21 protein-coding genes and 1 riboswitch are annotated in these 22,301 nt (G+C 69.1%); of the genes, 10 read left to right on the plus strand and 11 right to left on the minus strand.

The annotated features are described in order from the left end of the window. Nucleotides 1-21 precede the first annotated feature (21 nt). From AB0I38_RS02150 to disA, 5 genes are all read left to right on the plus strand, one after another. Nucleotides 22-396 carry a MerR family transcriptional regulator gene (locus tag AB0I38_RS02150; RefSeq protein ID WP_358460439.1) on the plus strand — a complete coding sequence of 125 codons (375 nt, stop codon included), beginning with the start codon at nt 22-24 and terminating at the stop codon, nt 394-396. After that, nucleotides 393-698, plus strand: a complete 306-nt coding sequence (trxA, locus tag AB0I38_RS02155) for a thioredoxin (RefSeq protein ID WP_358460442.1) — start codon at nt 393-395, stop codon at nt 696-698. Before AB0I38_RS02150 ends, trxA begins: the two co-directional genes overlap by 4 nt. Nucleotides 699-801: 103 nt before the next feature. Next, nucleotides 802-2,955 (plus strand): M20/M25/M40 family metallo-hydrolase, encoded by a 2,154-nt coding sequence (locus tag AB0I38_RS02160; RefSeq protein ID WP_358460446.1) that lies wholly within the window; start codon nt 802-804, stop codon nt 2,953-2,955. A gap of 57 nt (nt 2,956-3,012) precedes the next feature. Further along, nucleotides 3,013-4,419, plus strand: a complete 1,407-nt coding sequence (gene radA, locus AB0I38_RS02165; RefSeq protein ID WP_358460449.1) for a DNA repair protein RadA — start codon at nt 3,013-3,015, stop codon at nt 4,417-4,419. A gap of 41 nt (nt 4,420-4,460) precedes the next feature. After that, nucleotides 4,461-5,543, plus strand: a complete 1,083-nt coding sequence (disA, locus tag AB0I38_RS02170; RefSeq protein ID WP_358460452.1) for a DNA integrity scanning diadenylate cyclase DisA — start codon at nt 4,461-4,463, stop codon at nt 5,541-5,543. Nucleotides 5,544-5,618: 75 nt separating this feature from the next. Here disA and AB0I38_RS02175 read toward each other — a convergent pair whose 3' ends face one another. Beyond that, nucleotides 5,619-6,305 (minus strand): hypothetical protein, encoded by a 687-nt coding sequence (locus AB0I38_RS02175; protein ID WP_358460455.1) that lies wholly within the window; start codon nt 6,303-6,305, stop codon nt 5,619-5,621. 78 nt (nt 6,306-6,383) lie between these two features. Between AB0I38_RS02175 and AB0I38_RS02180 the strand changes: the two genes are divergently transcribed. Next, nucleotides 6,384-7,259, plus strand: a complete 876-nt coding sequence (locus AB0I38_RS02180; protein WP_358460458.1) for an A/G-specific adenine glycosylase — start codon at nt 6,384-6,386, stop codon at nt 7,257-7,259. On the opposite strand, the gene AB0I38_RS02185 is transcribed toward AB0I38_RS02180, so the two are convergent. Continuing rightward, entirely contained in the window at nt 7,253-7,669 is a 417-nt protein-coding gene (locus tag AB0I38_RS02185) for a cupin domain-containing protein (protein WP_358460460.1), read from the minus strand. The two genes, AB0I38_RS02180 and AB0I38_RS02185, sit on opposite strands and share 7 nt — an antisense overlap. A gap of 59 nt (nt 7,670-7,728) precedes the next feature. Between AB0I38_RS02185 and AB0I38_RS02190 the strand changes: the two genes are divergently transcribed. Then, nucleotides 7,729-8,199, plus strand: coding sequence for a MarR family winged helix-turn-helix transcriptional regulator (locus AB0I38_RS02190; RefSeq protein ID WP_358460463.1), 471 nt, complete (start codon nt 7,729-7,731; stop codon nt 8,197-8,199). A 167-nt stretch (nt 8,200-8,366) separates the two neighbouring features. On the opposite strand, the gene AB0I38_RS02195 is transcribed toward AB0I38_RS02190, so the two are convergent. From AB0I38_RS02195 to AB0I38_RS02215, 5 genes are all read right to left on the minus strand, one after another. Beyond that, complete coding sequence (locus AB0I38_RS02195) at nt 8,367-9,299, minus strand: TIM barrel protein (RefSeq protein WP_358460466.1); 933 nt, start codon at nt 9,297-9,299, stop codon at nt 8,367-8,369. A gap of 335 nt (nt 9,300-9,634) precedes the next feature. Then, complete coding sequence (locus AB0I38_RS02200) at nt 9,635-12,139, minus strand: ATP-dependent Clp protease ATP-binding subunit (protein WP_358460472.1); 2,505 nt, start codon at nt 12,137-12,139, stop codon at nt 9,635-9,637. Between the two features lie 754 nt (nt 12,140-12,893). Further along, entirely contained in the window at nt 12,894-13,226 is a 333-nt protein-coding gene (locus AB0I38_RS02205; RefSeq protein ID WP_358460475.1) for a histone-like nucleoid-structuring protein Lsr2, read from the minus strand. Nucleotides 13,227-13,743: 517 nt separating this feature from the next. Continuing rightward, entirely contained in the window at nt 13,744-14,229 is a 486-nt protein-coding gene (locus tag AB0I38_RS02210) for an RDD family protein (RefSeq protein ID WP_358460478.1), read from the minus strand. A gap of 439 nt (nt 14,230-14,668) precedes the next feature. Beyond that, complete coding sequence (locus AB0I38_RS02215; RefSeq protein ID WP_358460481.1) at nt 14,669-15,193, minus strand: RDD family protein; 525 nt, start codon at nt 15,191-15,193, stop codon at nt 14,669-14,671. Between the two features lie 63 nt (nt 15,194-15,256). On the opposite strand from AB0I38_RS02215, the gene AB0I38_RS02220 reads away from it, so the two are divergent. Beyond that, entirely contained in the window at nt 15,257-16,174 is a 918-nt protein-coding gene (locus AB0I38_RS02220) for a hypothetical protein (RefSeq protein ID WP_358460484.1), read from the plus strand. Between the two features lie 22 nt (nt 16,175-16,196). Here the strand turns inward: AB0I38_RS02220 and AB0I38_RS02225 are convergent, their stop codons facing one another. Next, the gene (locus AB0I38_RS02225) at nt 16,197-16,754 is read right to left on the minus strand and encodes an amino-acid N-acetyltransferase (RefSeq protein WP_358460487.1); all 558 of its coding nucleotides are present in this window, start codon (nt 16,752-16,754) and stop codon (nt 16,197-16,199) included. A gap of 258 nt (nt 16,755-17,012) precedes the next feature. Further along, nucleotides 17,013-17,161, plus strand: a riboswitch (cyclic di-AMP (ydaO/yuaA leader). Nucleotides 17,162-17,166: 5 nt separating this feature from the next. Between AB0I38_RS02225 and AB0I38_RS02230 the strand changes: the two genes are divergently transcribed. After that, the gene (locus AB0I38_RS02230) at nt 17,167-18,207 is read left to right on the plus strand and encodes a C40 family peptidase (RefSeq protein WP_358460490.1); all 1,041 of its coding nucleotides are present in this window, start codon (nt 17,167-17,169) and stop codon (nt 18,205-18,207) included. Nucleotides 18,208-18,247: 40 nt separating this feature from the next. Here the strand turns inward: AB0I38_RS02230 and AB0I38_RS02235 are convergent, their stop codons facing one another. After that, nucleotides 18,248-18,460 carry a LuxR C-terminal-related transcriptional regulator gene (locus AB0I38_RS02235; protein WP_043615366.1) on the minus strand — a complete coding sequence of 71 codons (213 nt, stop codon included), beginning with the start codon at nt 18,458-18,460 and terminating at the stop codon, nt 18,248-18,250. A gap of 205 nt (nt 18,461-18,665) precedes the next feature. Between AB0I38_RS02235 and AB0I38_RS02240 the strand changes: the two genes are divergently transcribed. Further along, nucleotides 18,666-19,826, plus strand: a complete 1,161-nt coding sequence (locus AB0I38_RS02240) for a cytochrome P450 (RefSeq protein ID WP_358460493.1) — start codon at nt 18,666-18,668, stop codon at nt 19,824-19,826. A gap of 72 nt (nt 19,827-19,898) precedes the next feature. Here AB0I38_RS02240 and lysX read toward each other — a convergent pair whose 3' ends face one another. Together lysX and AB0I38_RS02250 are read right to left on the minus strand one after the other, a co-directional pair. Further along, nucleotides 19,899-21,380 carry a bifunctional lysylphosphatidylglycerol synthetase/lysine--tRNA ligase LysX gene (gene lysX / locus AB0I38_RS02245; RefSeq protein WP_358460496.1) on the minus strand — a complete coding sequence of 494 codons (1,482 nt, stop codon included), beginning with the start codon at nt 21,378-21,380 and terminating at the stop codon, nt 19,899-19,901. 136 nt (nt 21,381-21,516) lie between these two features. Further along, entirely contained in the window at nt 21,517-22,299 is a 783-nt protein-coding gene (locus AB0I38_RS02250) for a type III pantothenate kinase (protein ID WP_358460499.1), read from the minus strand. Nucleotides 22,300-22,301: the final 2 nt, after the last annotated feature.

Here is a 22,301-nt window from a genome sequence, read left to right on the forward strand (position 1 = left end):
GTCAAGGATTACCGTGGCCGCATGCGCATCGGAGAGCTGGCCCGCCGGACCGGGGTGAGCAGCCGTTCCCTCCGCTACTACGAGCAGCACGGCCTGCTGACGACCCGGCGGGGGACCAACGGCTACCGGCAGTACACCGAGGACGACGTCAGGCTGGTGGACGAGATCCGGGCACTGCTGTCCGTGGGCTTCACGCTCGAGGACACCCGGCCGTTCGTCGACTGCCTGCGCGCGGGCAACACGACGGGCGGCTCCTGCCGCGAGTCGGTCGCGGTCTACCGGCGCAAGCTGACCCAGATCGACGACGAGATCCGCGTCCTGCTCGCCCGCCGCGCGGAAGTGGCCGCCCAGCTGGCCGAATCCTGTCCAGGTTGCGTCCTCAAGGGAGAGACATGATCACGTTGACCACGGAGAACTTCACCGAGCAGGTCCTCGGGAGCGACAAGCCGGTGCTCGTCGACTTCTGGGCCGAGTGGTGCCCGCCGTGCCGCATGATCGCCCCGGTGCTCGCCGAGATCGAGACCGAGCACGGCCTGGCCGTCGGCAAGCTCAACACCGACGAGCACCCCGAGCTCATGGCCCGCTACGGGGTCATGAGCCTGCCCACATTGCTGTTGTTCGAGAACGGCGAGCCGGTCAAGCAGGTCGTGGGGGCCAGGCCCAAGCGCATGCTGGTCGCCGAGCTCGGCCTGGCCTAGTCAGTGCCAGGCCGGGCTCGGCCTGGCCTAGTCCCTACGGCTGACCCATAGATCATGCTCAGGGCTGATCACAGACGGCATCCGGCGGCCTAGCGTGGTGCCCATGACCCGCAACGCCCTCGTCGGGCTCGTCGCGCTCGCGGCGTTGCTCGCGGTCACCATGCTCGACCTCGCACCCCCCAGCCCGAGCCCGGCCGGCGCGCCCGCCGGCTCCTTCAGCGCCACCCGGGCCTTCGAGCACGTCGAGGCCATCGCCCAGGCTCCCCATCCGCCCGGCTCGGCCGAGCACGACCGCGTCCGCGAGCAGTTGGTCTCCCGGCTGCGCGCGCTCGGCCTGGAGACCCGAGTCCAGGACGAGGTGGGTGTGCTGCCCCTCGACCACGACGGCGTGACGCCGATGGGCCGGATGCGCAACATCGTGGCGATCCGGCCCGGCACCGACCCGACCGGCCGGGTCGTCCTGGCCGCCCACTACGACTCGGTGGCCGCGGGCCCCGGCGCCTCCGACGACGGCGCGGGCGTGGCCACCATGCTGGAGGTCGCCAGGGCGCTGCCCGGGCCGCTGCGCAACGACGTCGTCCTCCTCATCACCGATGGCGAGGAGCTCGGCCTGCTCGGGGCCGACGCCTTCGTCAGGCACGACCCCCTGGCCAAGGGCACGGCCGTCGTGCTCAACAACGAGGCCCGCGGGGTGCGCGGCACCGTGCAGATGTTCCGCGGCTCACCCGGCGCCGTCGAGGTGTACGGCTCGGCCGCGCCCCATCCGTCGGCCGACTCGGCCTTCGCCGCGCTGCTGTCGCTGCTGCCCAACAACACCGACTACCACGTGTTCGACAAGGCCGGCTGGATGGGCCTCGACTCGGCCTTCATGGGCGGAGGGGCCTACTATCACACGCATCTCGACGACCCGGCCCACCTCGACCTGGGCAGCCTGCAGCAGATGGGCGACAACGCCCTTGCCCTGACCCGCGCGCTCGGCGGGGCCGACCTGGCGACGCTCGGATCCGCCGGGGAGTCCGTCTACTTCACCCTGCCCGGCCTGTTCGTGCGCTATCCGGCCTGGCTGGAGCTGCCCGTCGCGCTGGGCGCGCTGGTGGCGGCCGGCGCGCTGGTGTGGGCGCTGCGCCGGCGGGCGCTGCTCACCCTGCCCCGCCTGGCCGGGGCCACCGGGCTGGCCCTGCTGCCGGTGCTGGCCGCCGGTGCCGCCGGCTACGCGATCATGCCGCTGCTCGGGCTGATCAGGCCCGAATACACCGAGCTGCTCACCGGCGACCCCTACCGGCCGTTGCTTTACCAGGCCGCGCTGCTGGTGTTCACGGCGGCGATCGTGGCGGCCTGGCGGCTGCTCGGGCGGCCCGTCGAGCTCGCGGCCGGCGCGGTGCTGCTCGTGGCCCTGCTCGGCGCGGCGTCCGCGGCGGCGTTGCCCGGCGGGTCCCACACTCTGACCTGGTCCGCGCTGTTCGCCGCGCTCGGCTGGCTGGTCTCGCTGCGCGTGCGCCGCCCCGTGCTCGCGCTCACGGTCGGGCTGGCTCCGGCCACCGTGCTGCTCGGCGGCACCGCGCTGGGCTCGCTCGACGTGGGCCTGCGGATCGGCGGCATGCTGTCCGCTCCGCACCTCGCCCTCCTGGTGCTACTCCTGCTGCCACTGGCCGGTTCACGACCGTCCGCACGCGGCCGAGCACTTCTGCCGCCGGTGACCGGTCTGGTCGCGGCCGTGGCGCTGCTGGGCGCGGGCCTGGCCGTCGACCGCTTCGACGCCGGACATCCGCGCCAGACGCGCGTGGCCTACGCCATGGACACGGCGACGGGCACGGCCGTCTGGGGCTCCCGCTCAGCGCAACAGAGCGCGGAGAGCGAGAGGTTCTTCGATGACGGAGGCTGGGCCACCACTCCCGCCCAGGCGTCCACCCATTTACGGGCGCCCTCGGTGGACGTGCTGAAGGACGAGACGTCCGGCGACCGCCGCACGCTCACGCTCAGGCTGACGCCTGGAGCGGGCGGGCCGGTCACCGGGCTCAGCCTGGCGGAGCCGGTGCCCATCACGGTGGACGGGAGGGAGCTGGGCGGCCGCAGCGGCTTCGCCTACCACGTCCCCGCCGGGCCGCTGGAGGTCACGCTCGTGCTGCCGCCGGCCAAGACCCAGGTTCGCGTCTTCACCCGCGGCCACGATCTGTCGGTCGTCCCGGGCTTCACCCCTCAGCCGGACACCGCCTACCTGGCGCCGCAGACGACCGCCTTCCAGACGCACACGTTGTGAGCGACGGCACGACGGGGAGGTCGAAGATTGTCGGCAGGGCCCGCTAGCCTGCTCCGCATGGCCAAGTCAGCGCAGAAGCCCGGTTACCGCTGTGCCGAGTGCGGGTGGCGCACCACCAAGTGGGTGGGCCGGTGTGGCGAGTGCCAGGCGTGGGGCACGGTCGACGAGGAGGGCGCGCGGGCCGGCGCGCACGTCGTCCAGGCGGGTGCCACGACCGCCCCGGCCATGCCGATCGGCCAGGTCAAGGCCGAGGTGGCGACCGCCCGCACGACCGGCGTCGCCGAGCTCGACCGCGTGCTGGGCGGCGGCCTGGTGCCCGGCGCGGTCGTGCTGCTGGCGGGCGAGCCGGGCATCGGCAAGTCGACGCTGCTGCTGGAGGCCGCCGCCCGCATCGCCGAGCGCGACACCGTCCTCTACATCACGGGCGAGGAGTCGGCCGCCCAGGTGCGGCTGCGCGCCGACCGCATCGGCGCGATCGAGAACGATCTCTACCTCGCGGCCGAGACCGAGCTGTCGGCCCTGATCGCCCATGTGGAGAAGGTCCAGCCCAGGCTGCTCGTGGTCGACTCGGTGCAGACGATCGGCTCCGCGCAGGCCACCGGCGTGCCGGGCGGGGTCACCCAGGTGCGCGAGGTCGCGGCAAACCTGGTGCGCCTGGCCAAGGAGCGCAACATGGCGACCGTCCTGGTGGGCCACGTCACCAAGGAGGGCTCGATCGCCGGCCCGCGCACGCTTGAGCACCTGGTCGACGTCGTGCTCAGTTTCGAGGGCGACCGGCACTCGCGGCTCCGCATGGTCCGCGCGATCAAAAACCGGTTCGGCCCCATCGACGAGGTCGGCTGCTTCGACCTGCACGAGCGCGGCATCGAGGGCATCACCGACCCGAGCGGTCTGTTCGTCTCGCGGCGCAGCGAGCCGGTGCCCGGCACCTGTGTGACCGTGACCGTCGAGGGCACCCGGCCGCTGCCCGCCGAGGTGCAGGCCCTGGTCGCCCGCACCGAGGCGCAGCAGCCCAGGCGTTCCTCCTCCGGGCTCGACACCTACCGGGTCCAGATGATCCTCGCGGTGCTGGAGCGCCGGCTCAACGCCAAGCTCGGCGGCTGCGACGTGTTCACCGCGACCGTCGGCGGCATCAAGCTGGCCGACCCCGCGATCGACCTGTCGGTGATGCTGGCCGTGGCGAGCGCCGCGGGCGACAAGCCGCTGCCCGCCGGGCTCGTCGCGCTCGGCGAGGTCGGGCTGGCGGGCGAGCTGCGACCGGTCAAGGACGTGCGGCGGCGGCTCGCCGAGGCCGCCCGGCTCGGGTTCAAACGCGCGCTGGTGCCGGCCGGTTCGCTCGACGAGAGCACCCGCAAGCGCGGCGGCGGGCGCAGCCTCGTGCCGGTGGGGCCGGTCGCCTTCGCCCCCGGCTTCGAGGTCGTGGAGGCGGAGAACGTCTGGGACGCGCTCACGCACGTCACATAGCACGGCTAAGCTGAGCTTGACTAATCGGACTCGGGGGTCAGGTGGCAAACGACAGGAGTCTCGACGACCGTCGTCGCATAGCTCTTGCTTCGGTGGCTCCGGGCACACCACTGCGCGACGGGCTCGAGCGGATCCTTCGCGGGCAGACCGGTGGGCTGATCGTGCTCGGCTACAACAACGTGGTCGAGCAGGTGTGCAGCGGCGGATTCGAGCTCGAGGTCGACTTCTCCGCGACCCGGCTGCGCGAGCTGGCCAAGATGGACGGCGCGATCGTGGTCAACGGCGAGCACAAGATCATCCGGGCGGCGGTGCACCTCGTGCCCGATCCGGCCATCCCCACCGACGAGTCCGGCACCCGTCACCGCACCGCCCAGCGCGTCGCCCGGCAGACCGGCCTGCCGATCATCGCGATCAGCAAGTCGATGCGCATCATCGCCCTCTACCTCGACGGCATCCGCTATGTCCTGGAGGAGTCGGCGGCCATCCTGTCCAAGGCCAACCAGGCCCTGGCCACCCTTGAGCGCTACAAACACCGCCTCGACGAGGTCTCCGGCACGCTGTCCGCCCTGGAGATCGAGGATCTGGTCACGGTCCGCGACGTGGCCGCCGTGGCGCAGCGGCTGGAGATGGTCAGGCGCATCAGCGACGAGATCAAGGGCTACGTGGTCGAGCTGGGCACCGACGGCCGCCTGCTCTCGCTTCAGCTCGACGAGCTGGTGGCGGGCGTCGACTCCGAGCGCGAGCTGGTGGTGCGCGACTATCTCCCGTCTCCCATGGGCCGGCGCACCCGGCGGTTCGCCGAGGCCATGCACGATCTCGACCAGCTCTCGGGTAGCGAGCTCCTCGACCTGTCGGCGGTCGCCCATGTGCTCGGCCACGACGACGGCGAGACGCTCGACAGCGCGGTCAGCCCGCGCGGTTTCCGCCTCCTGGCCAAGGTCCCCCGCCTGCCCGCCACGGTCGTCGACCGCCTGGTCAACCATTTCGGCGGTCTGCAGAAGCTCCTCGCGGCCAGCATCGACGACCTGCAGGCGGTCGGCGGCGTCGGCGAGTCGCGCGCCCGCAGCGTCCGCGAGGGCCTGTCCCGCCTGGCCGAGTCGTCGATCCTCGAGCGCTACGTCTAAGCCCCCACGGGCTAGCGCGGACGAGCTCTCACGGGCTAGCACGGGGCCGGGCTAGCGCAGGTGAGCCCCCACGGGCTAGCGCAGGTGGAAGACCCTCTTGGGGCTCCGCAGCCCGCCCATCCGCACCACCGCCACGTACGTCCCCGGCAGCGCCGCCGACGACTGGACGCCGCAGGTCTCGCTCGAACGGCGGCGGTCCCACTCCATGGAGCGCACGTAGGGCACGCCCCGCTGCAGCTCCTTCATGTCGGTGCCCGGCCCGCTGACGCAGTCGACCGTGGACCAGATCCGATCGTCACCCGAGGTGATGCGGATCTCCATCGCCCTCGGCCCGACGTCGGCCTTGCACATCACCGGCCCGGTGTTGACCACGGTGACGAGGAAGGTGGGCCGGGCGCCGCCCGCATAGACCTCCTGCTCGCCCTGCAGGCTGAGCACCAGGTCGCCCTCCGCGCAGGGCTGTCCCGCCCGTTGCGACGGCTTGGCGGACGGCGTGGCCTTGCTGACGCTCGGCTTGGGCGTCGGGGTGGCCGTCCCGAGGGCCAGGGTGCGGAGCCCGGCCAGCAGCGGGTCGGTGCTCGGGGAGGCGGACGGCGAGGTCTCGGCGTTGGAGGTGCGCTCGGGCCCGTCGGCCCCGCTGGAACACGCCCACGCCACCACGGCCACCACCACCAGGACCGCGATGAGCACGCTCATCCGCCGTCGCCAATAGACGTCGCCGTCTCCATCGCCGCCGTCGCCACGCATCGCTTCCGGATCCATACACACAGCATGGTAATTCGTTGGCTACTTAGGGTGACGACACGCCGCTGTTGGCCATCTCGGCATACGCTGGGGCGCGTGGTTGAGCCGAACCTCCTGCACCTACCCATTCTGGAGTGGTACGACTCCAACGCCCGGGATCTCCCGTGGCGCGCCGCCGAGGCGACGCCGTGGGGCGTGCTGGTCAGCGAGATCATGCTCCAGCAGACGCCCGTCGCCCGCGTGCTGCCCATGTGGCACGAGTGGATGGACCGCTGGCCGACGCCCAAGGCGCTGGCCGCCGAGCCGCCCGGCGAGGCCGTCCGCCACTGGGGCAGGCTCGGCTACCCTCGCCGGGCGCTCCGGCTGCACGCGTGCGCCCGGGCCATCACCGATGACCACGGTGGCGAGGTCCCGTCAGACCACGCGACGCTGCTGGCGCTGCCCGGCATCGGCGAATACACCGCCGCCGCGGTCGCCAGCTTCGCGTACGGCGGCCGGCACGCCGTGCTCGACACGAACGTGCGCAGGGTGTTCGCGCGGGCGGTGCGAGCCGAGGAGTATCCACCGACGGCCACGTCCGCGGCCGAACGCCGGCTGGCCGAGGCGCTCCTGCCCGAGCTCGGCGCCGCCCGCTGGGGCGTGGCGGTCATGGAGCTGGGCGCCCTGGTCTGCACGTCCCGCGGCCCGAAATGCGCCGACTGCCCGATCGCCCACGCCTGCGCCTGGCGCCTGGCCGGAAAGCCACCGCACACCGGTCCCGCCCGCAAGGGCCAGACCTATGCGGGCACGGACCGCCAGTGTCGTGGCCGCCTGCTGGCGGTCCTGCGCGCCGCCCACGGCCCGGTGCCCAAGGAGGCGCTGGACACGGTGTGGGACGACGCCGTGCAGCGTGAGCGCGCCCTCGACGGCCTCATCACCGACGGCCTGGCCGAACACCTCGACGACGGCACCTACCGCCTACCCGGTCACTGAGCCCACGGGAGCGGCATTCGTACGGTCCCCTCGGGGACGAGATCGCAGGCGCCTGGAGCCGCCAATCCTTCCTGGTTGTAGACCTGGATCCCGGCCGGCGCCGTCACGATCGCCGCGAAACCGTGCTCCCGGTCCGCGAACATGCGCCGCGTCACGTTGGCGGGCAGCACCATCGTGTCCCCCGCCGTCAGCTCGAACCGCTCGCCGCCCACGTCCACGGTGCCCGCCCCGGCGAGCCAGGTCCACACCGACTCGCCGTCGAAGGCGTGCACGGGCCCTTCCATGCCCGGCGTGGCGTCGACGCGCCACATGGCCTGCCCGGCCGCGCCCTGGGTGGGCGAGGCGAGAGTGGTCATCACCCCGTTGGGCGTCTCGATTCGGCGCGCCTGCGCGTCGCGAATGACAGCCATGACTGCCTCCCCTAAGATAGACAACACATTTGTCTATATAGTGAACCAGGTTGTCTATCATGTCAAGCGCGTCCCCGGGTTTCGAGCTGCCACTCCGTCTCCTCCTGGCCTTCCGGGGCCTCATCGACGAGCTTCACGCCGAGCTCGGACGGCAGGGCCACCCGGACATCCGGCCCATGCACGGCTTCGTCATGCAGGCCATCGGCCCCCGGGGCACGACGGCGGTGGACCTCGGCCACACCCTCGGCGTCACCAAACAGGCGGCCGGCAAGACCATCGAAACCCTCGAACGCCTCGGCTACGTGGAACGCACACGCGACCCCGAGGACACTCGGCGCAAGATCGTCCGCCTGACCCCTCACGGCATGGACGCCCTGGCCCGCTCCGCCCAGATCTTCGACGAGCTCCGCGCCCGCTGGTCCGTCACACTGGGCGAGGACCGCCTCCAGGCACTCGAGTCCGACCTCCGCAAGGTGACACCGGCCAACCTGTGGCGCCTCGACGCCCCGGGCTGGTTCGGCACCCTGTGACGGCCGTACCGCACGAGAAAGACCCACCGCTTGGGCTCACCTAGGAACGCGCCGCCGGGCGCGTTCGGACTCAGGGTCGTGCGCGCTCCCGGAAACGGCGACGAAGAGGTCAGTACGCGCCCTCTACGCCGTACCCAAATGGCGATGAAGAGGTCTGCACGCGCCCTCTACGCGGCGAGCTGGAGACCCAGGCCCGTGAGGTTGCTGCGAGCCCAGTCGAGCTCCTCCGCCAGCACGGAGACCAGAGCGCCCGGCCCCTTGGCCCGGCCCGGGACCGACAGGTTGTGCGTCTCGACCTCGATGTGCGCGGTGCCACTCACCGCGCCCGACAGCATGGCCGTGAGCGTGTCGTGCAGCACCGCGCCCGTGCCGGGCGTCTCGTGACTGTGGACGTGGCCCAGCTTGACCACGGGAGCACCCGCGGCGGCCAGGCCGCGCAGCGCCGCACCGGCCTCCTCGGCGCCGCCGGCCAGGTGGCAGGCGTCGAGAACGACGCCCAGATGCTCGGAGTCGATGCCGCAGACCCGCTCCAGCGCCTGCTCCGTGGTCTCCAGAACGCAGCCGGGCCACGGCTCGAAGCCGACGCGGATGGTCTTGCCGGTCACGCTGTAGATGCCGCGCAGCTCTCTGGCCAGCCGCTCCAGGCGGCGCGTGGCGATCGAGTGGAGATCGGCGGGCCAGTCACGCCGCCAGCCGATCGGGATCGTGGAAATGCTGCCGAACCGCACGTCGTCGGGCAGCAGGAACGCCAGGATCTTGGCCAGCGCCATCGTGTAGCGGTAGCGCTCGGGCTTGGCCCAGTCGGGGCCCGGCACTTCCTGGTTGCGCCCGCCGGTGCCGTTGAGGCTCACCACCTCCAGGCCGCGCTCCTCCAGTGAGCGGCGCAGGCGGACGAGCTCGATGCGGTCGGCCGTGAGGTGGTCGGCCACGCTGGACGAGAGCCACAGCCCGACCCCCATCCGCTCGACGCCGAGCCGCTTGCGCACCGGCACGGCGTAGCGGGTCAGGTGGGCGATCAGGTTCTCCAGGTCTTCAGCGGGGTGGACGCCTGCGTTGTAGGCGAGGTGAACGAGCGTTCCGTCGTAGTGACGCAGGCGCATCGGTTTCCTCCACGGCTTTTGCATTGAGATCGATCTCGTCGCCCGCCTCAGGGATCACACGGGGGCCCTGCCGAGCATGCCTGCTCCGGGCGGGCACACGCGTCCCCCCTGAGTTGATGGCTCACTACTCCCCTGGGAGCAGTGACACCCTAGGCACTCGATCTTGTGGCTTACTTGGAGCAGGCTGAACGTACTCTACGCAGTGTAGTACTACTTATGGTGGCGATACACCTCGCTGACCAAGAATTCAGCAACAACCACTGGCCAGGTGGCTGGGATACGCGAAAGCCCCCGTGTGATGACTCACACGGGGGCTTGGACGAGCCTGGTGGCTGTTAGTGCTGGATCGGCGCGGCGATCGCAGCGGCCGAGTCGGGAACCTGGGAGACCGCGTCCTCACCGACGAAGACGAACTTGGCGTTGTCGCCCTCGCCCTCGATGGTGACCTTGACGACCTGCCCCGGGCGGAGCTCGCCGTAGAGGATCTTCTCCGACAGCGAGTCCTCCAGCTCACGCTGGATCGTACGCCGCAGCGGACGGGCGCCCATGACCGGGTCGTAACCGCGGTCGGCCAGCAGTTGCTTGGCCTCGGGCGAGACGTCGAGACCCATGTCGCGGTCCTTCAGGCGGGAGTCGACCATGGCGAGCATCAGATCCACGATCTTGATGATCTCGGCCGGCGTCAGCTGGTGGAAGACCACGATGTCGTCGACACGGTTGAGGAACTCGGGCCGGAAGTGCTGCTTGAGCTCTTCCTGGACCTTGGACTTCATCCGGTCGTAGTTGGAGTCGGCGTCGTTGGACTTCGCGAACCCGACCCCGATGCCCTTGGAGATGTCCCGGGTGCCGAGGTTGGTGGTCATGATGATGACCGTGTTCTTGAAGTCGACCACCCGGCCCTGGGCATCGGTCAGGCGACCGTCTTCCAGGATCTGCAGCAGCGAGTTGAAGATGTCGGGGTGGGCCTTCTCGATCTCGTCGAACAGGACCACGGAGAACGGCTTGCGCCGCACCTTCTCGGTGAGCTGGCCGCCCTCCTCGTAGCCGACGTAGCCGGGAGGCGAGCCGAACAGCCTGGAGACGGTGTGCTTCTCCATGAACTCGGACATGTCCAGGCTGATCAGAGCGTCTTCGTCGCCGAAGAGGAACTCCGCCAGAGCCTTGGACAGCTCGGTCTTACCGACACCGGACGGACCCGCGAAGATGAACGAGCCGCCGGGACGCCGCGGGTCCTTCAGACCGGCGCGGGTGCGCCGGATGGACCGCGACAGGCCCTTGATGGCGTCGTCCTGGCCGATGATCCGCTTGTGGAGCTCGTCCTCCATGCGGAGCAGGCGCTGCGACTCCTCCTCGGTCAGCTTGAAGACCGGGATGCCGGTGGCCGTCGCCAGGACCTCGGCGATGAGCTCCTCGGTGACCTCGGCCACGACGTCCATGTCGCCGGCCTTCCACTCCTTCTCCCGGCGCTCGCGCTTGAGCTGGAGCTGCTTCTCCTGGTCGCGGAGGGCAGCCGCCTTCTCGAAGTCCTGCGCGTCGATCGCGGACTCCTTGTCGCGACGGACGTTGGCGATCTTCTCGTCGTATTCGCGCAGGTCCGGCGGAGCGGTCATCCGGCGGATGCGCATCCGCGAACCGGCCTCGTCGATGAGGTCGATCGCCTTGTCGGGAAGGTAGCGGTCGCTGATGTAGCGGTCGGCCAGCTGCGCGGCGGCGACGAGCGCGCCGTCGGTGATCGACACGCGGTGGTGCGCCTCGTAGCGGTCGCGCAGACCCTTGAGGATCTCGATCGTGTGGCTGAGCGAGGGCTCGGCCACCTGGATCGGCTGGAACCGGCGCTCCAGCGCGGCGTCCTTCTCGAGGTACTTGCGGTACTCGTCGAGCGTGGTCGCGCCGATGGTCTGCAGCTCGCCGCGGGCCAGCATCGGCTTGAGGATGCTGGCGGCGTCGATCGCGCCCTCCGCGGCGCCCGCACCCACGAGCGTGTGCAGCTCGTCGATGAACAGGATGATGTCACCGCGCGTGCGGATCTCCTTGAGCACCTTCTTCAGGCGCTCCTCGAAGTCACCGCGGTAGCGGGAGCCGGCGACCAGGGCACCGAGGTCAAGCGTGTAGAGCTGCTTGTCCTTCAGCGTCTCGGGCACCTCGCCCCTGACGATCTTCTGCGACAGGCCCTCCACGACGGCGGTCTTGCCGACGCCGGGCTCGCCGATGAGAACGGGGTTGTTCTTGGTCCTCCGGGAGAGGACCTGCATGACCCGCTCGATCTCCTTCTCGCGGCCGATGACCGGATCCAACTTGCCCTCGCGGGCCGCCTGGGTCAGGTTGCGGCCGAACTGGTCGAGCACCAGGGAGGTCGACGGGGCCGACTCCTGCGGGCCTCCCGCGGCGGCCGGCTCCTTACCCTGGTAGCCGTGGAGCAACTGGATGACCTGCTGCCTGACACGGTTGAGATCTGCTCCAAGCTTGACCAGCACCTGCGCCGCCACACCTTCACCCTCACGGATGAGCCCGAGCAGGATGTGCTCGGTGCCGATGTAGTTGTGACCCAGCTGCAAAGCCTCACGGAGCGACAGCTCAAGAACCTTCTTGGCCCGCGGGGTGAACGGAATGTGCCCCGACGGAGCCGACTGGCCCTGGCCGATGATCTCCTCGACCTGCTGGCGCACTCCTTCAAGGCTGATGCCGAGGCTCTCCAGAGCCTTGGCGGCCACGCCCTCACCTTCATGGATCAAACCAAGAAGAATGTGCTCAGTGCCGATGTAGTTGTGGTTGAGCATCCTGGCCTCTTCTTGGGCCAGGACGACAACCCGCCTCGCTCGGTCGGTGAACCTCTCGAACATCTCGTCGCTCCTCACAGAGCGGTCAGTCAGGCCGGTTAATCCGGTCCCGTCATCCCGCATGCTAGCCCTGGCTCGGCGAACCGCGCCGACTGCCGCTGACACGCTCTATAGCAGAGACGTTCCCCGAGAGCAGGGCGTTCACCCTCTATCCAACTACCGTTCGGGGGTGGCGTGTTCCCGATACGCCGCAAGCGAACGATGTTTAGCGGGCCTGCGGGAAGCGCCTCGGAATGACCGCCGCAGCGGGGGCAGATCGACACAGATCGCCGTCGGGCGCGGGAGCGAGTGGACCTGGGGAGGCCGTCGCGGATGTCGCGCCCGAGACTCATACGCAAACATCTTATGTCGCACCTCAAACCATGCCAAACCGCCCGGGACCCGGCCCGGGGTCACGCGGAAATCCGCAGACTGGTCAGCCCGGTTACCGAAGGCCCCTTGAGCCTCCGGTCTCCCGCCGGCGGCGGGTGGGCGCCGGCATTCGGCGCGCACGGCCGGATCGGGGCCGTGGAGCGCACTGTGGAACGCGCCAAGGCGGAGAAACCCGCATTCGTGGGGGGCATCACAAAAGGCTTTGCGTTCGTGGCATTCAGTAACGGGAGCGACACGGGCCCAAATGTCCCCATACGGAGCAGCCGGAAGATCGACAAACCGAACCGTCCAGCATTTGAGAACGACGGTAAAATGATCATGCGCTTATGGCGTTCGCCGGGGTCCTAGGCGAACGGCATAAGCGCATGGTCGGGAGACGGGTCGCTCAGTGAGCGGCTTCGTACTTCTCCACGACGGTGGAGGCGATGCGGCCTCGCTCGCTGACCGGCAGGCCGTGAGCCTTGGCCCACTGCCGGATCTCCGAGCTCTTCTCGCGGCTCATCGCACGCTGCCCACCACGCCCACGTCGCCGCGGAGCCACGGCACCGGCCCGGCGAGCGTGCTGTACGAAAGGTGTGAGCGCGTCCCTCAGCTTCTTGGCGTTAACGTCGCTGAGGTCAATCTCATAGGAGGAGCCGTCAATAGCGAAGCTGACCGTCTCATTGGCCTCGCCCCCATCGAGGTCATCGATGAGAATCTCCTGGATCTGCTTGGCCATCTACGCAATCCTTTCGCGGAGCATTGTTTCATTCGCTGAGGCCAAACATATACCCGAAAAGGCGCGGAGACAATTCAACGCTACGGGGATTCGGCTGACTCGCCGGTCAGTTCTGGTTCTCGACCTGATCCTCGGGGTTTGGACCGCGCCGGGGACCGTCCGCGCGGACCAACTTCACAACGCCAAAGATGAAGGCGCCGGCGACCACCACCGGAGGGATGAGCGCTGACAATACGTCTGTTACGGCTTCCATTCGTCCTCGCTTCCACAGCGGACGGGCTTTCAGAGGCGTCTTTTCGGATCGCCGATGCGGCGAGCAGGAGCAGGAGCGGCTCTCACGCCGCACGGGATGACATCCTCCGCACCTGACCATAGCGGCACACAGACGCACTCGGTGTGTCAGGGGCCCCAACGTCCGACATCAGGGACGCCCATAGCCTAATGGCAGTCTCTCCAGGCTCCTTACCGGATCAAGGGAAAACTTTGCGGAAAGACCTCAGCCGAGGCGCCTCGCGGGTCAACCAAGATCTTTGACCACCCGGGTTCGCCCCAGCCTGTCGTGCGGGCCACGTTCGAGCGGTTTGTCCACCAGGATCAGCAACCCCACAGCGAACACGAAGATTCCGGCGAGCACATTGACCACCGGAATGCCCATCAGCATGACCGGACCGGGATAGACCAGGGCGCGTTTCAGCAGGGCCTTCCGAGGAAGACCGCCTGGCGTCACGTGAATCTTCATGATCGCCTTGCCGAAGGTGCGACCGCGCGTGGAATGCGCGACCCAGTCATAGACCGTATATCCCAGACCTGCCAGCAACCAGGCGAACACGCCCGGCAGGCGGCCGTCGAACGCGTCCAAGACCCCGACAGTTCGGAAGACGCCCCACAACGTAATGAACAGAATGTAATAGAAGACCCCGAAGACGAGGCCTTCAATGAGTCGGGCTAGGAGTCGTTCCCACCATTCCGCGGGCTTCGTGCCCGCCGACGTCGCTGCCGTCATCGGATTTCCTTTGCTGGGGACCCCGGGCTTCAGCCCTGGGGAGGAAAGCGAACGTGCCGCGGAGCGGCGCGGGGATCGACGATCGGCCGCCGAGGCGGACCGCCGATTGGGGAAACGGCGGCGCACCTGCGTGCGGGCCGGGTATGGGTGCCTGCCTGGGGGTGAGGTCCAAGCCTCCGGGCCGGCGGGACGTGAGCCTGTGGAGGCCACGTAGGACCGTTGGGCGGCTCTCTGCCCCGCGCCTTGACCGGGACGGCTGTCGCCTGTGAGGCAGGAAGGTCCACCCCGCGAGGGTTGGCATCCCCCGCCTTCAGACGTGGGGAGGAAGTCAAAACCCCACCTCGCCCCATCGGCGATCCGGTCGACTCCATACGGGTACGGGACGTACACGCAAAACAGAGGCCGGCCAGCTGCCGACCTCTGTTGGCGTCGACGACTACTACTTGATCTTCACCACCACGGTGTTGGCCACCTTGTCGGCGAAAGTCTGCTGCAGCGGCTTGTCCCACAACTGGGATGCGCCGTTCAGACCCACGGCGAGCGCGCCGAGCAGAGACCCGAACGGCAGGAAGACAAGGAGGTAGCCGCCCCACGTCACGCCGGCCCGCTTGAGCGCGACGTCATTGGGGATGCCCTCCAGCGGTACCGGCCCGCCGACCTGGGCGATCTTGATGCCCATGACCATCTTGCCGAGCGTCTGCCCCTTGGCCTTCGTCATGAAGAACTCGTAGGCGACGTAGATGCCGGTCATGATGATGGCCATCACAAGGCCGAACACGAACGGGCTCATCAGGCCCGTCGTCCGGCCGGTGTTCCAGTCGAAGCTGGCGAGGAGGAGACCCGTCAGCACCAGCGTCAACACGGTCGAGACCACGCCGAAGAGGACGCCGTCGATCAACCTCGCCACCAGCCGCTGCCACCACTCCGCGAGCGGCGCCGGCGCGCCCGGCGGCTGCACGCCCACCGGCTGCCCGTAACCGGGCTGCCCGTAGCCCTGCTGGCCATAACCGGGCTGCCCGTAGTCCGGTTGCTGCGGCTGGCCGTAGCCGGGCTGGCCGTAGCCCTGCTGGGGCTGCGCGTAGCCGGGCTGCCCGCCGTACTGCTGCTGGCCGTACTCCGGCTGGCCGTAACCGGGCTGGCCGTAACCGGGCTGGCCGTACTGCTGCCCCGAGGGCTGCTGCTGGCCGTAGCCGGGCTGGGACTGGCCCTGCTGGCCGTAACCCTGCTGGCCCGAAGCCTGCTGCTGGCCGTAGTCGGGCTGCTGGCCGTAACCCTGCTGGCCCGAAGCCTGCTGCTGGCCGTAGTCGGGCTGCTGGCCGTAACCCTGCTGGCCCGAAGCCTGCTGCTGACCGTAGTCGGGCTGCTGGCCGTAACCCTGCTGGCCCGAAGCCTGCTGCTGACCGTAGTCGGGCTGCTGACCGTACTGCGGCTGCTGACCATAGCCCGGCTGGGACTGCCCCTGCTGGCCATAGTCGGGCTGCTGGCCATACTGCGGCTGCTGGCCGTACTGGGGCTGCTGGCCATAGCCGGGCTGGGACTGGCCCTGCTGGCCATAGCCCTGCTGGCCGTACTGGGGCTGCTGCTGGCCATAGCCAGGCTGCCCCTGCTGGCCGTAGTCAGGCTGCTGGCCGTACTGCGGCTGCTGACCATAGCCCGGCTGGGACTGGCCCTGCTGGCCGTACTGGGGCTGCTGCTGGCCGTAGCCGGGCTGCCCCTGCTGCTGGCCGTAATCGTCGGCGCGGTAGCCCACGACCGTCACATCGGGGTCGGGCTCGCCATGGGGACGACCCTGGTACTGCTGTCCGTATTCAGGAGATCCAGGATTCTCGCCGGATTCGTCCTGAGGATACGGTGGCTGTCCTGTGCTCACCGTGTCACCTCGCTTCGAGTGCGCATGTGGCACGTGTCAGGACACATGCCTGTGTCGCCCAACGTATCGACATAGGTATCAACAATCACCTTTCGCCTTAGTCAAGATCCGAGTCATCTGTTGTCAAGTGCAGCAACATGCGAGTGTTGCCCAAGGTGTTCGGCTTGACATGTTCGAGATCAAGGAACTCCGCCACACCCTCGTCGTACGAGGCCAGGAGTTCGGCATAGACCTCGGGGGAGACAGGCGTGCCCTGGATGGGGTGGAATCCGTGCCTGCCGAAGAAGTCGACTTCGAACGTGAGACAGAAGACCCGCTGCAGGCCGAGCTCTCGGGCCGTGCCCAGCAGCGCGGAGACGATGCGATGGCCGATCCCGAGCCCGCGGTGGTCGGGGTTCACGGCGACCGTGCGGATCTCGGCGAGGTCCTCCCAGAGCACGTGCAGCGCCCCGCAGCCGACGACCTCTCCTGACCGCTCGGCCACCCAGAACTCCTGAACGTCCTCGTACAGCGTGACCGTGGCCTTCTGCAGCAGGCGGGGGCCGGCACCCGCGTAGGCGGCGACCAGGCGCCCGATGGTCCTGACATCGGTGGTGCGGGCACGGCGCACGAGGATGCCGGTGTCCTGGACCGTCAGTTCGGTGGCCTGTTCCATGGCTCTCCAGAGTACAGATCGCATTACGGCTCGCCCGTAAATCTCCTCTCTTGCCCTTCTCCCGACATGTCACTCCAGGAAGGACAAGCCCAGCTCAACCCGGGACAAACAAGACGTAAAATCAGTCCGGGTCGCCTGAGCCCGACATCACCTTGTGACACATCAGTGGCGCAATCTCTACCGAGTTGGCAGTTCTGGTTGAGCAAGAACCCAAGGTGCACTAATGTCCAGCGACGATGTCACCCATGCGATCGCCGCGTGAGTGACGCGCCCAATCCCCCGCGGGGGAGCCGGGGATCCACAGGTGGCCGCCGACCACCACTGGGGTGAGTCCGAGCGCCATGCTCGGTAGGGCTGCTCCGGCCCGAACCCGTCAGCTAACCCGGTAGGCGTCGATGAGAGGAGCTGGTCGGTGAAGCGCACGTGCGAGCGCGGAAGGAAGATCGCGGGCGAGCACGCCCGCCCCCCGGAACATTCCGGGCTCCGCCGGTTCGCCGTCCTCGGCGCCGCCATCGCCGCGCTCGTCTTAGCCGCCCCCGCGGCTCCGGTCGCCGCCGACCCCACGCCATCCCTCAACGAGCTGTCCAAGCAGGTCGAGGAGATGCACACGCGGATCGAGACGCTGACCGAGGAGTACAACGGCCAGCGCGAGAAGCTCAAGAGCGCCCAGAAGTCGGCCGCGGCCGCGAAGAAGACCCTGGCCGCCAGCGAGAGCGACCTGGCCACCAAGCGCGCCAAGGCCAGCCTGCTGGCCCAGAACGAGTACATGACCGGCGGCCTCGGCCGCGCCATGGCCCTGATCAGCTCCAACGACCCCGAGCGCTTCCTCGACCGCGCCGCCACCACCTACGCCCTGGAGCAGCAGCAGGGCGAGCAGGTCAACCAGGTGAACCGGGCCAGGGCGACGGCCGAGCAGGCCAGAGACAGCGCGGCCACCCGCATCGACGAAGTACGCAAGCTCGTCGACGACCTCGGCACCAAGCGCGACAAGATCGTGACGTTGGTCGCCAAGGTCGAGAGCAACCTGTTCAACCGCGCGCTCGGCGAGGCCGGCCGTCCCGGCACCCGCGCCGTGCGGGTCAACCTGCCGATCGCGGGCGGCGGCAAGGCCGCTGAGGCCGCCAGGTGGGCGCTGACGCAGCAGCTCAAGCCGTACATCTGGGGAGCCGACGGACCGACCGGCTACGACTGCTCCGGCCTCGTCATGGCCGCCTACCAGCGGGTGGGCATCTCGCTACCGCACTACACGGGCAGCCAGTGGACCTCGGGCCGTCATGTCTCCAAGGAGGAGATGCGGCCGGGCGACCTGGTGTTCTTCTACAGCGACCTGCACCATGTCGGCATCTATCTCGGCGCCGGCATGATGGTCCACGCGCCCCGCACCGGCGACGTCGTGCGCATCGCGTCGATCGCCCGGCGGCCGTTCGCCGGCGCCGTGCGCGTCGCCGACTGAGCGGGAGCACCAGAGCCACCGATCGAGCGCCGGATTTCGGCTAGATCAGCTGGCGGCGTGCCGCCCAGGCCACGGCCTCGATCGCCGTGGCCACCCCGATCCGGTCGCAGATCCCCCGCAGCCTGCGGCGAACCGTACGGCCGCTGATATCCAGCCGTCTGCCGACCCGATCGACCGTGACTCCCTTGGCAAGCTCCGCCAGCAACGCTAAGTCGGCATGGCTCAGCTCAACACCCTCGGTGAGCACATCCATCGGGAGCCCTCCCCCCAACAGCGATTCTCCCCGAACACCTGCTCGTCCCGCAGACGGTAAACGCATATCTGAAAGGCCGTCAAGCGCGACAATCGCTGCACTTGACCCTGCGCATTGACATGATCCGTTATATATGAAGTACTCGTGATATGTCGCTACACTTCGGAGCGCGATGAGCGGCCACAGTGACCCTTACAGCTCGTCGATGAGCGCAACCGACGTCCTGGGTTTCGATCCGTTCGATCCGGAGTTTCTGCGCGATCCATACTCGCGCTACCGGGAAATGCGGCAGCAGGGCGCGCTGCTCCGCACCCGTGGCGGGCTCCTGGTGGCGACCACGTACGAGCACTGCTCGGCGCTGCTGCGCGACCCGGCCTTCGGCCACGACTCCAACCCGCTCAGGCCGGCCGATCCGGAGCAGCGCGTGCCGTCGTTCCTGCGCATGGACCCGCCCGACCACACACGCCTTCGCGGGCTGGTCAGCAGAGCCTTCACCCCGCGAATGGTCGAACGGCTGCGCCCGCGGATCGAGGCGATCACCGCCGGGCTGATCGCCGCGCTGCCCGAGGAGGGCGATCTGGTCTCCGGGTTCGCCTACCCGCTGCCGGTCATGGTGATCACCGAGATGCTCGGCGTGCCCGCCGAGGACCACGAGCGCTTCCAGGGCTGGAGCGAGGCGCTGGCCCGTGGCCTTGACCCGCTGCTGTCCACCGAGCTGATGTCGGAGAGTGAGCACGCCCGGCTGGAGTTCGGCGACTACTTCCGGGGGCTCATCGAGGAGAGACGCAGCCGGCCGGGCGACGACCTGCTCAGCGCGCTCGCCCGGGTCGAGGAGCTGACCGAGGCCGAGTTGCTCGCCACCTGTGTTCTCCTCCTCGTCGCCGGTCACGAGACGACCGTCAACCTCATCGCCAACGGCGTGCTCGCCCTGCTGCGGCACGGCGCGCTGCCCCTGGCCGCCGAACGCCCCCGGGAGATCGTCGAGGAGGTGCTGAGGTACGACCCGCCGGTCCAGCTGACGCTCAGGTCCGCGCTGCGGGACACGGAGCTGGGCGGCACGCCGACGCCGGCGGGCACCCCCGTGCTCGCGCTGATCGGCGCCGCCAACCGGGATCCGGCCGAGTACGCCGCCCCCGACCGGTTCGACCCCTCGCGTGGCCCGGGCAGGCACCTGGCCTTCGGGCTCGGCATCCACTTCTGCCTCGGCGCGACGCTGGCCCGGCTGGAGGGCGAGATCGCGCTGCGCGCCCTGGCCCAGGCGGCACCCAAGCTGGAGCTCGTCGACGCCGACCCGCCGTACAAGGCGAACCTGGTGTTGCGCGGCCTCGCCGGCCTGCCGGTGCGGGCGCTCAGGGTGCGGGCCTGAACGCTCAGCGTGCGGGCCTGAACGCTCAGCGTGCGGGCCTGAACGCTCGTACGGGGCCTGACGCCCTGACGCTCAGCGTGTGGGCTTGACCAGCGGGAACAGGATGGTCTCGCGGATGTTGCGGCCGGTGAAGGCCATGATCATCCGGTCGATGCCGGCGCCCATGCCGCCGGTGGGCGGCATTCCGTACTCGAGGGCCTGCAGGAAGTCCTCGTCGAGCTGCATGGCCTCGGGGTCGCCGCCAGCAGCCAGCAGCGACTGCTCCACCAGGCGCCGGCGCTGCTCGATCGGGTCGATGAGCTCGGAATAGGCGGTGCCGAGCTCGCTGCCGAAGCCGATGAGGTCCCACTTCTCGGTCAGCAGCGGGTTGTCGCGGTGCTGACGGGTCAGCGGGGAGGTCTCCAGCGGGTAGTCCATGACGAACGTGGGCTGGATGATCGTGTGCTCGACGAGCCCCTCGAACAGCTCCTGGACGAGCTTGCCCTGGCCCCACTTGGCGTCCCAGTGGACGTCGTGCTTGTCGGCCAGCGCGCGGACCCGCTCCAGCGGGGTCTCGGTGGTGATCTCCTCGCCCACCGCCTCGGACACCGAGCCGTAGAGGGTGACCCGCGGCCACTCGGAGATGCCCAGGTCGACCTCGACGCCCTCGTGCACGACCACGCTGGTGCCCAGCGCCGCCACCACGGCCTTCTGGTACATCCGCTGGGTCAGGTCGGCCATGTCGTTGTAGTCGAGGTAGGTGCCGTAGGCCTCGAGCATGGTGAACTCGGGGTTGTGCGTGGAGTCGGCGCCCTCGTTGCGGAAGGTGCGGTTGATCTCGAAGACCTTCTCGATGCCGCCCACCACGAGCCGCTTCAGGTAGAGCTCGATCGCGATGCGGAGGTAGAGCTCCATGTCGTAGGCGTTGATGTGGGTGCTGAACGGCCGGGCCGCGGCGCCGCCGTGGATCGGCTGCAGCATCGGCGTCTCGACCTCGAGGTAGCCCTCCTCGTGCCAGAAGTCGCGCACCGCGCGCACGGTGGCGCTGCGGACGCGGGCCATCTCGCGGGCCTCGTCGTTGACGATGAGGTCGACGTAGCGCTGGCGCACCCGCGCCTCGGGGTCGGTGAGGCCGACGTGCTTCTCCGGCAGCGGGCGCAGGCACTTGGCGGTGATCTGCCAGGTGTCGGCCAGGATCGACAGCTCGCCGCGCCGGGAGGTGATGACCTCTCCCGTCACGCCCACGTGGTCGCCGAGGTCGACGTCGCGCTTCCAGGCGGCCAGCGACTCCTCGCCCACCTTGTCGAGCGAGATCATGACCTGTAGGTCGCCGCTGCCGTCGCGCAGCGTGGCGAAGCACAGCTTGCCGCCCACGCGGTTGAGCATGACGCGGCCCGCGACCGCCACCTCGTCACCGGTCGCCGTGTCGGCCTCCAGGCCCTGGTATCGGGCCCTGACCTCGGCATTGGTGGCCGTACGCGGGAAGTTCACCGGGTAAGGGTCGACGCCCTCGCTGCGAAGGCGGTCGAGCTTCTCCCTCCGGATGCGCATCTGCTCGGGAAGTTCGTCGCTCACAGCATCAAAGCGTAGGGGATATGGCGAACTGCAAGGACTCGTCGGGTCGCTGCAGGAACGCTGCAAGAACTCTCCGTTACCAATGTTCCACGAGCTCAAGCGGCCCCCTTCCCGAGCGGGGGCCGCTTGTTCGGTTTCAGGCGGTGTTGCGGTGGTAGACGATCCGCAGGCCGATCAGCGTCAACCACGGCTCGTGCACGTCGATCGAGCGCGACTCCCCCACCACGAGCGCCGCGTGGCCGCCGGTCGCGACCACGGTCACCTCGTCGGGGTCCTCGGCCAGCTCGGCCGCCATCCGCTCGACGATGCCGTCGACCTGGCCCGCGAAGCCGTAGATGATGCCGGCCTGAAGCGCTTCGACGGTGTTCTTGGCGATCACCGAGCGGGGCCTGACCAGCTCGACCTTGTGCAACTGGGCGCCCGCCGCGGCCAGCGCGTCGACCGAGATCTCGATGCCGGGCGCGGTGACCGCCCCGATGTACTCGCCCTTGGCCGACACCGCGTCGAACGAGGTCGCGGTGCCGAAGTCGACGATGATGCAGGGGCCGCCGTACTGGTCGATGGCGGCCAGCGCGTTGACGATGCGGTCGCTGCCGACCTCCTTGGGGTTGTCCATCCGGACCGGCACACCCGTGCGCACGCCGGGCTCCACGATCACCGCTGTCACGTCGCCGTAGTAACGGCGGCACATCTCACGCATCTCATTGAGCACGCTGGGCACCGTCGAGCAGATCGCGATGCCGCTGACGTCGGCTCCCTTGAGCAACGGTGACTGGGCGAGCAATCCCTGAAGCACGACCGCGAGCTCGTCGGCGGTGCGGCGGGCATCGGTGGCCAGCCGCCAGTGCTCGATGACCTCCTCGCCCTCGAACAGGCCGAGCACCGTGTGCGTGTTGCCGACGTCGATCGTGAGCAGCATCG

Origin of the sequence: Nonomuraea cavernae (assembly GCF_040655715.1) — a bacterium.
In the GTDB taxonomy this organism is placed as follows: domain Bacteria; phylum Actinomycetota; class Actinomycetes; order Streptosporangiales; family Streptosporangiaceae; genus Nonomuraea; species Nonomuraea cavernae_A.

What these genes read in the sequence shown, in the direction of transcription:
- AB0I38_RS02150 (WP_358460439.1), top strand. Translation starts at nt 22, where the DNA reads ATGCGCATCGGAGAGCTGGCCCGCCGGACCGGGGTGAGCAGCCGTTCC.
- AB0I38_RS02210 (WP_358460478.1), bottom strand. Translation starts at nt 14,229, where the DNA reads ATGACGGCAGCGACGTCGGCGGGCACGAAGCCCGCGGAATGGTGGGAA.
- AB0I38_RS02160 (WP_358460446.1), top strand. Translation starts at nt 802, where the DNA reads ATGACCCGCAACGCCCTCGTCGGGCTCGTCGCGCTCGCGGCGTTGCTC.
- AB0I38_RS02175 (WP_358460455.1), bottom strand. Translation starts at nt 6,305, where the DNA reads ATGGATCCGGAAGCGATGCGTGGCGACGGCGGCGATGGAGACGGCGAC.
- AB0I38_RS02185 (WP_358460460.1), bottom strand. Translation starts at nt 7,669, where the DNA reads ATGGCTGTCATTCGCGACGCGCAGGCGCGCCGAATCGAGACGCCCAAC.
- AB0I38_RS02240 (WP_358460493.1), top strand. Translation starts at nt 18,666, where the DNA reads ATGAGCGCAACCGACGTCCTGGGTTTCGATCCGTTCGATCCGGAGTTT.
- AB0I38_RS02250 (WP_358460499.1), bottom strand. Translation starts at nt 22,299, where the DNA reads ATGCTGCTCACGATCGACGTCGGCAACACGCACACGGTGCTCGGCCTG.
- radA (WP_358460449.1), top strand. Translation starts at nt 3,013, where the DNA reads ATGGCCAAGTCAGCGCAGAAGCCCGGTTACCGCTGTGCCGAGTGCGGG.
- AB0I38_RS02195 (WP_358460466.1), bottom strand. Translation starts at nt 9,299, where the DNA reads ATGCGCCTGCGTCACTACGACGGAACGCTCGTTCACCTCGCCTACAAC.
- AB0I38_RS02205 (WP_358460475.1), bottom strand. Translation starts at nt 13,226, where the DNA reads ATGGCCAAGCAGATCCAGGAGATTCTCATCGATGACCTCGATGGGGGC.
- AB0I38_RS02225 (WP_358460487.1), bottom strand. Translation starts at nt 16,754, where the DNA reads ATGGAACAGGCCACCGAACTGACGGTCCAGGACACCGGCATCCTCGTG.
- AB0I38_RS02190 (WP_358460463.1), top strand. Translation starts at nt 7,729, where the DNA reads ATGTCAAGCGCGTCCCCGGGTTTCGAGCTGCCACTCCGTCTCCTCCTG.
- trxA (WP_358460442.1), top strand. Translation starts at nt 393, where the DNA reads ATGATCACGTTGACCACGGAGAACTTCACCGAGCAGGTCCTCGGGAGC.
- AB0I38_RS02200 (WP_358460472.1), bottom strand. Translation starts at nt 12,139, where the DNA reads ATGTTCGAGAGGTTCACCGACCGAGCGAGGCGGGTTGTCGTCCTGGCC.
- AB0I38_RS02235 (WP_043615366.1), bottom strand. Translation starts at nt 18,460, where the DNA reads ATGGATGTGCTCACCGAGGGTGTTGAGCTGAGCCATGCCGACTTAGCG.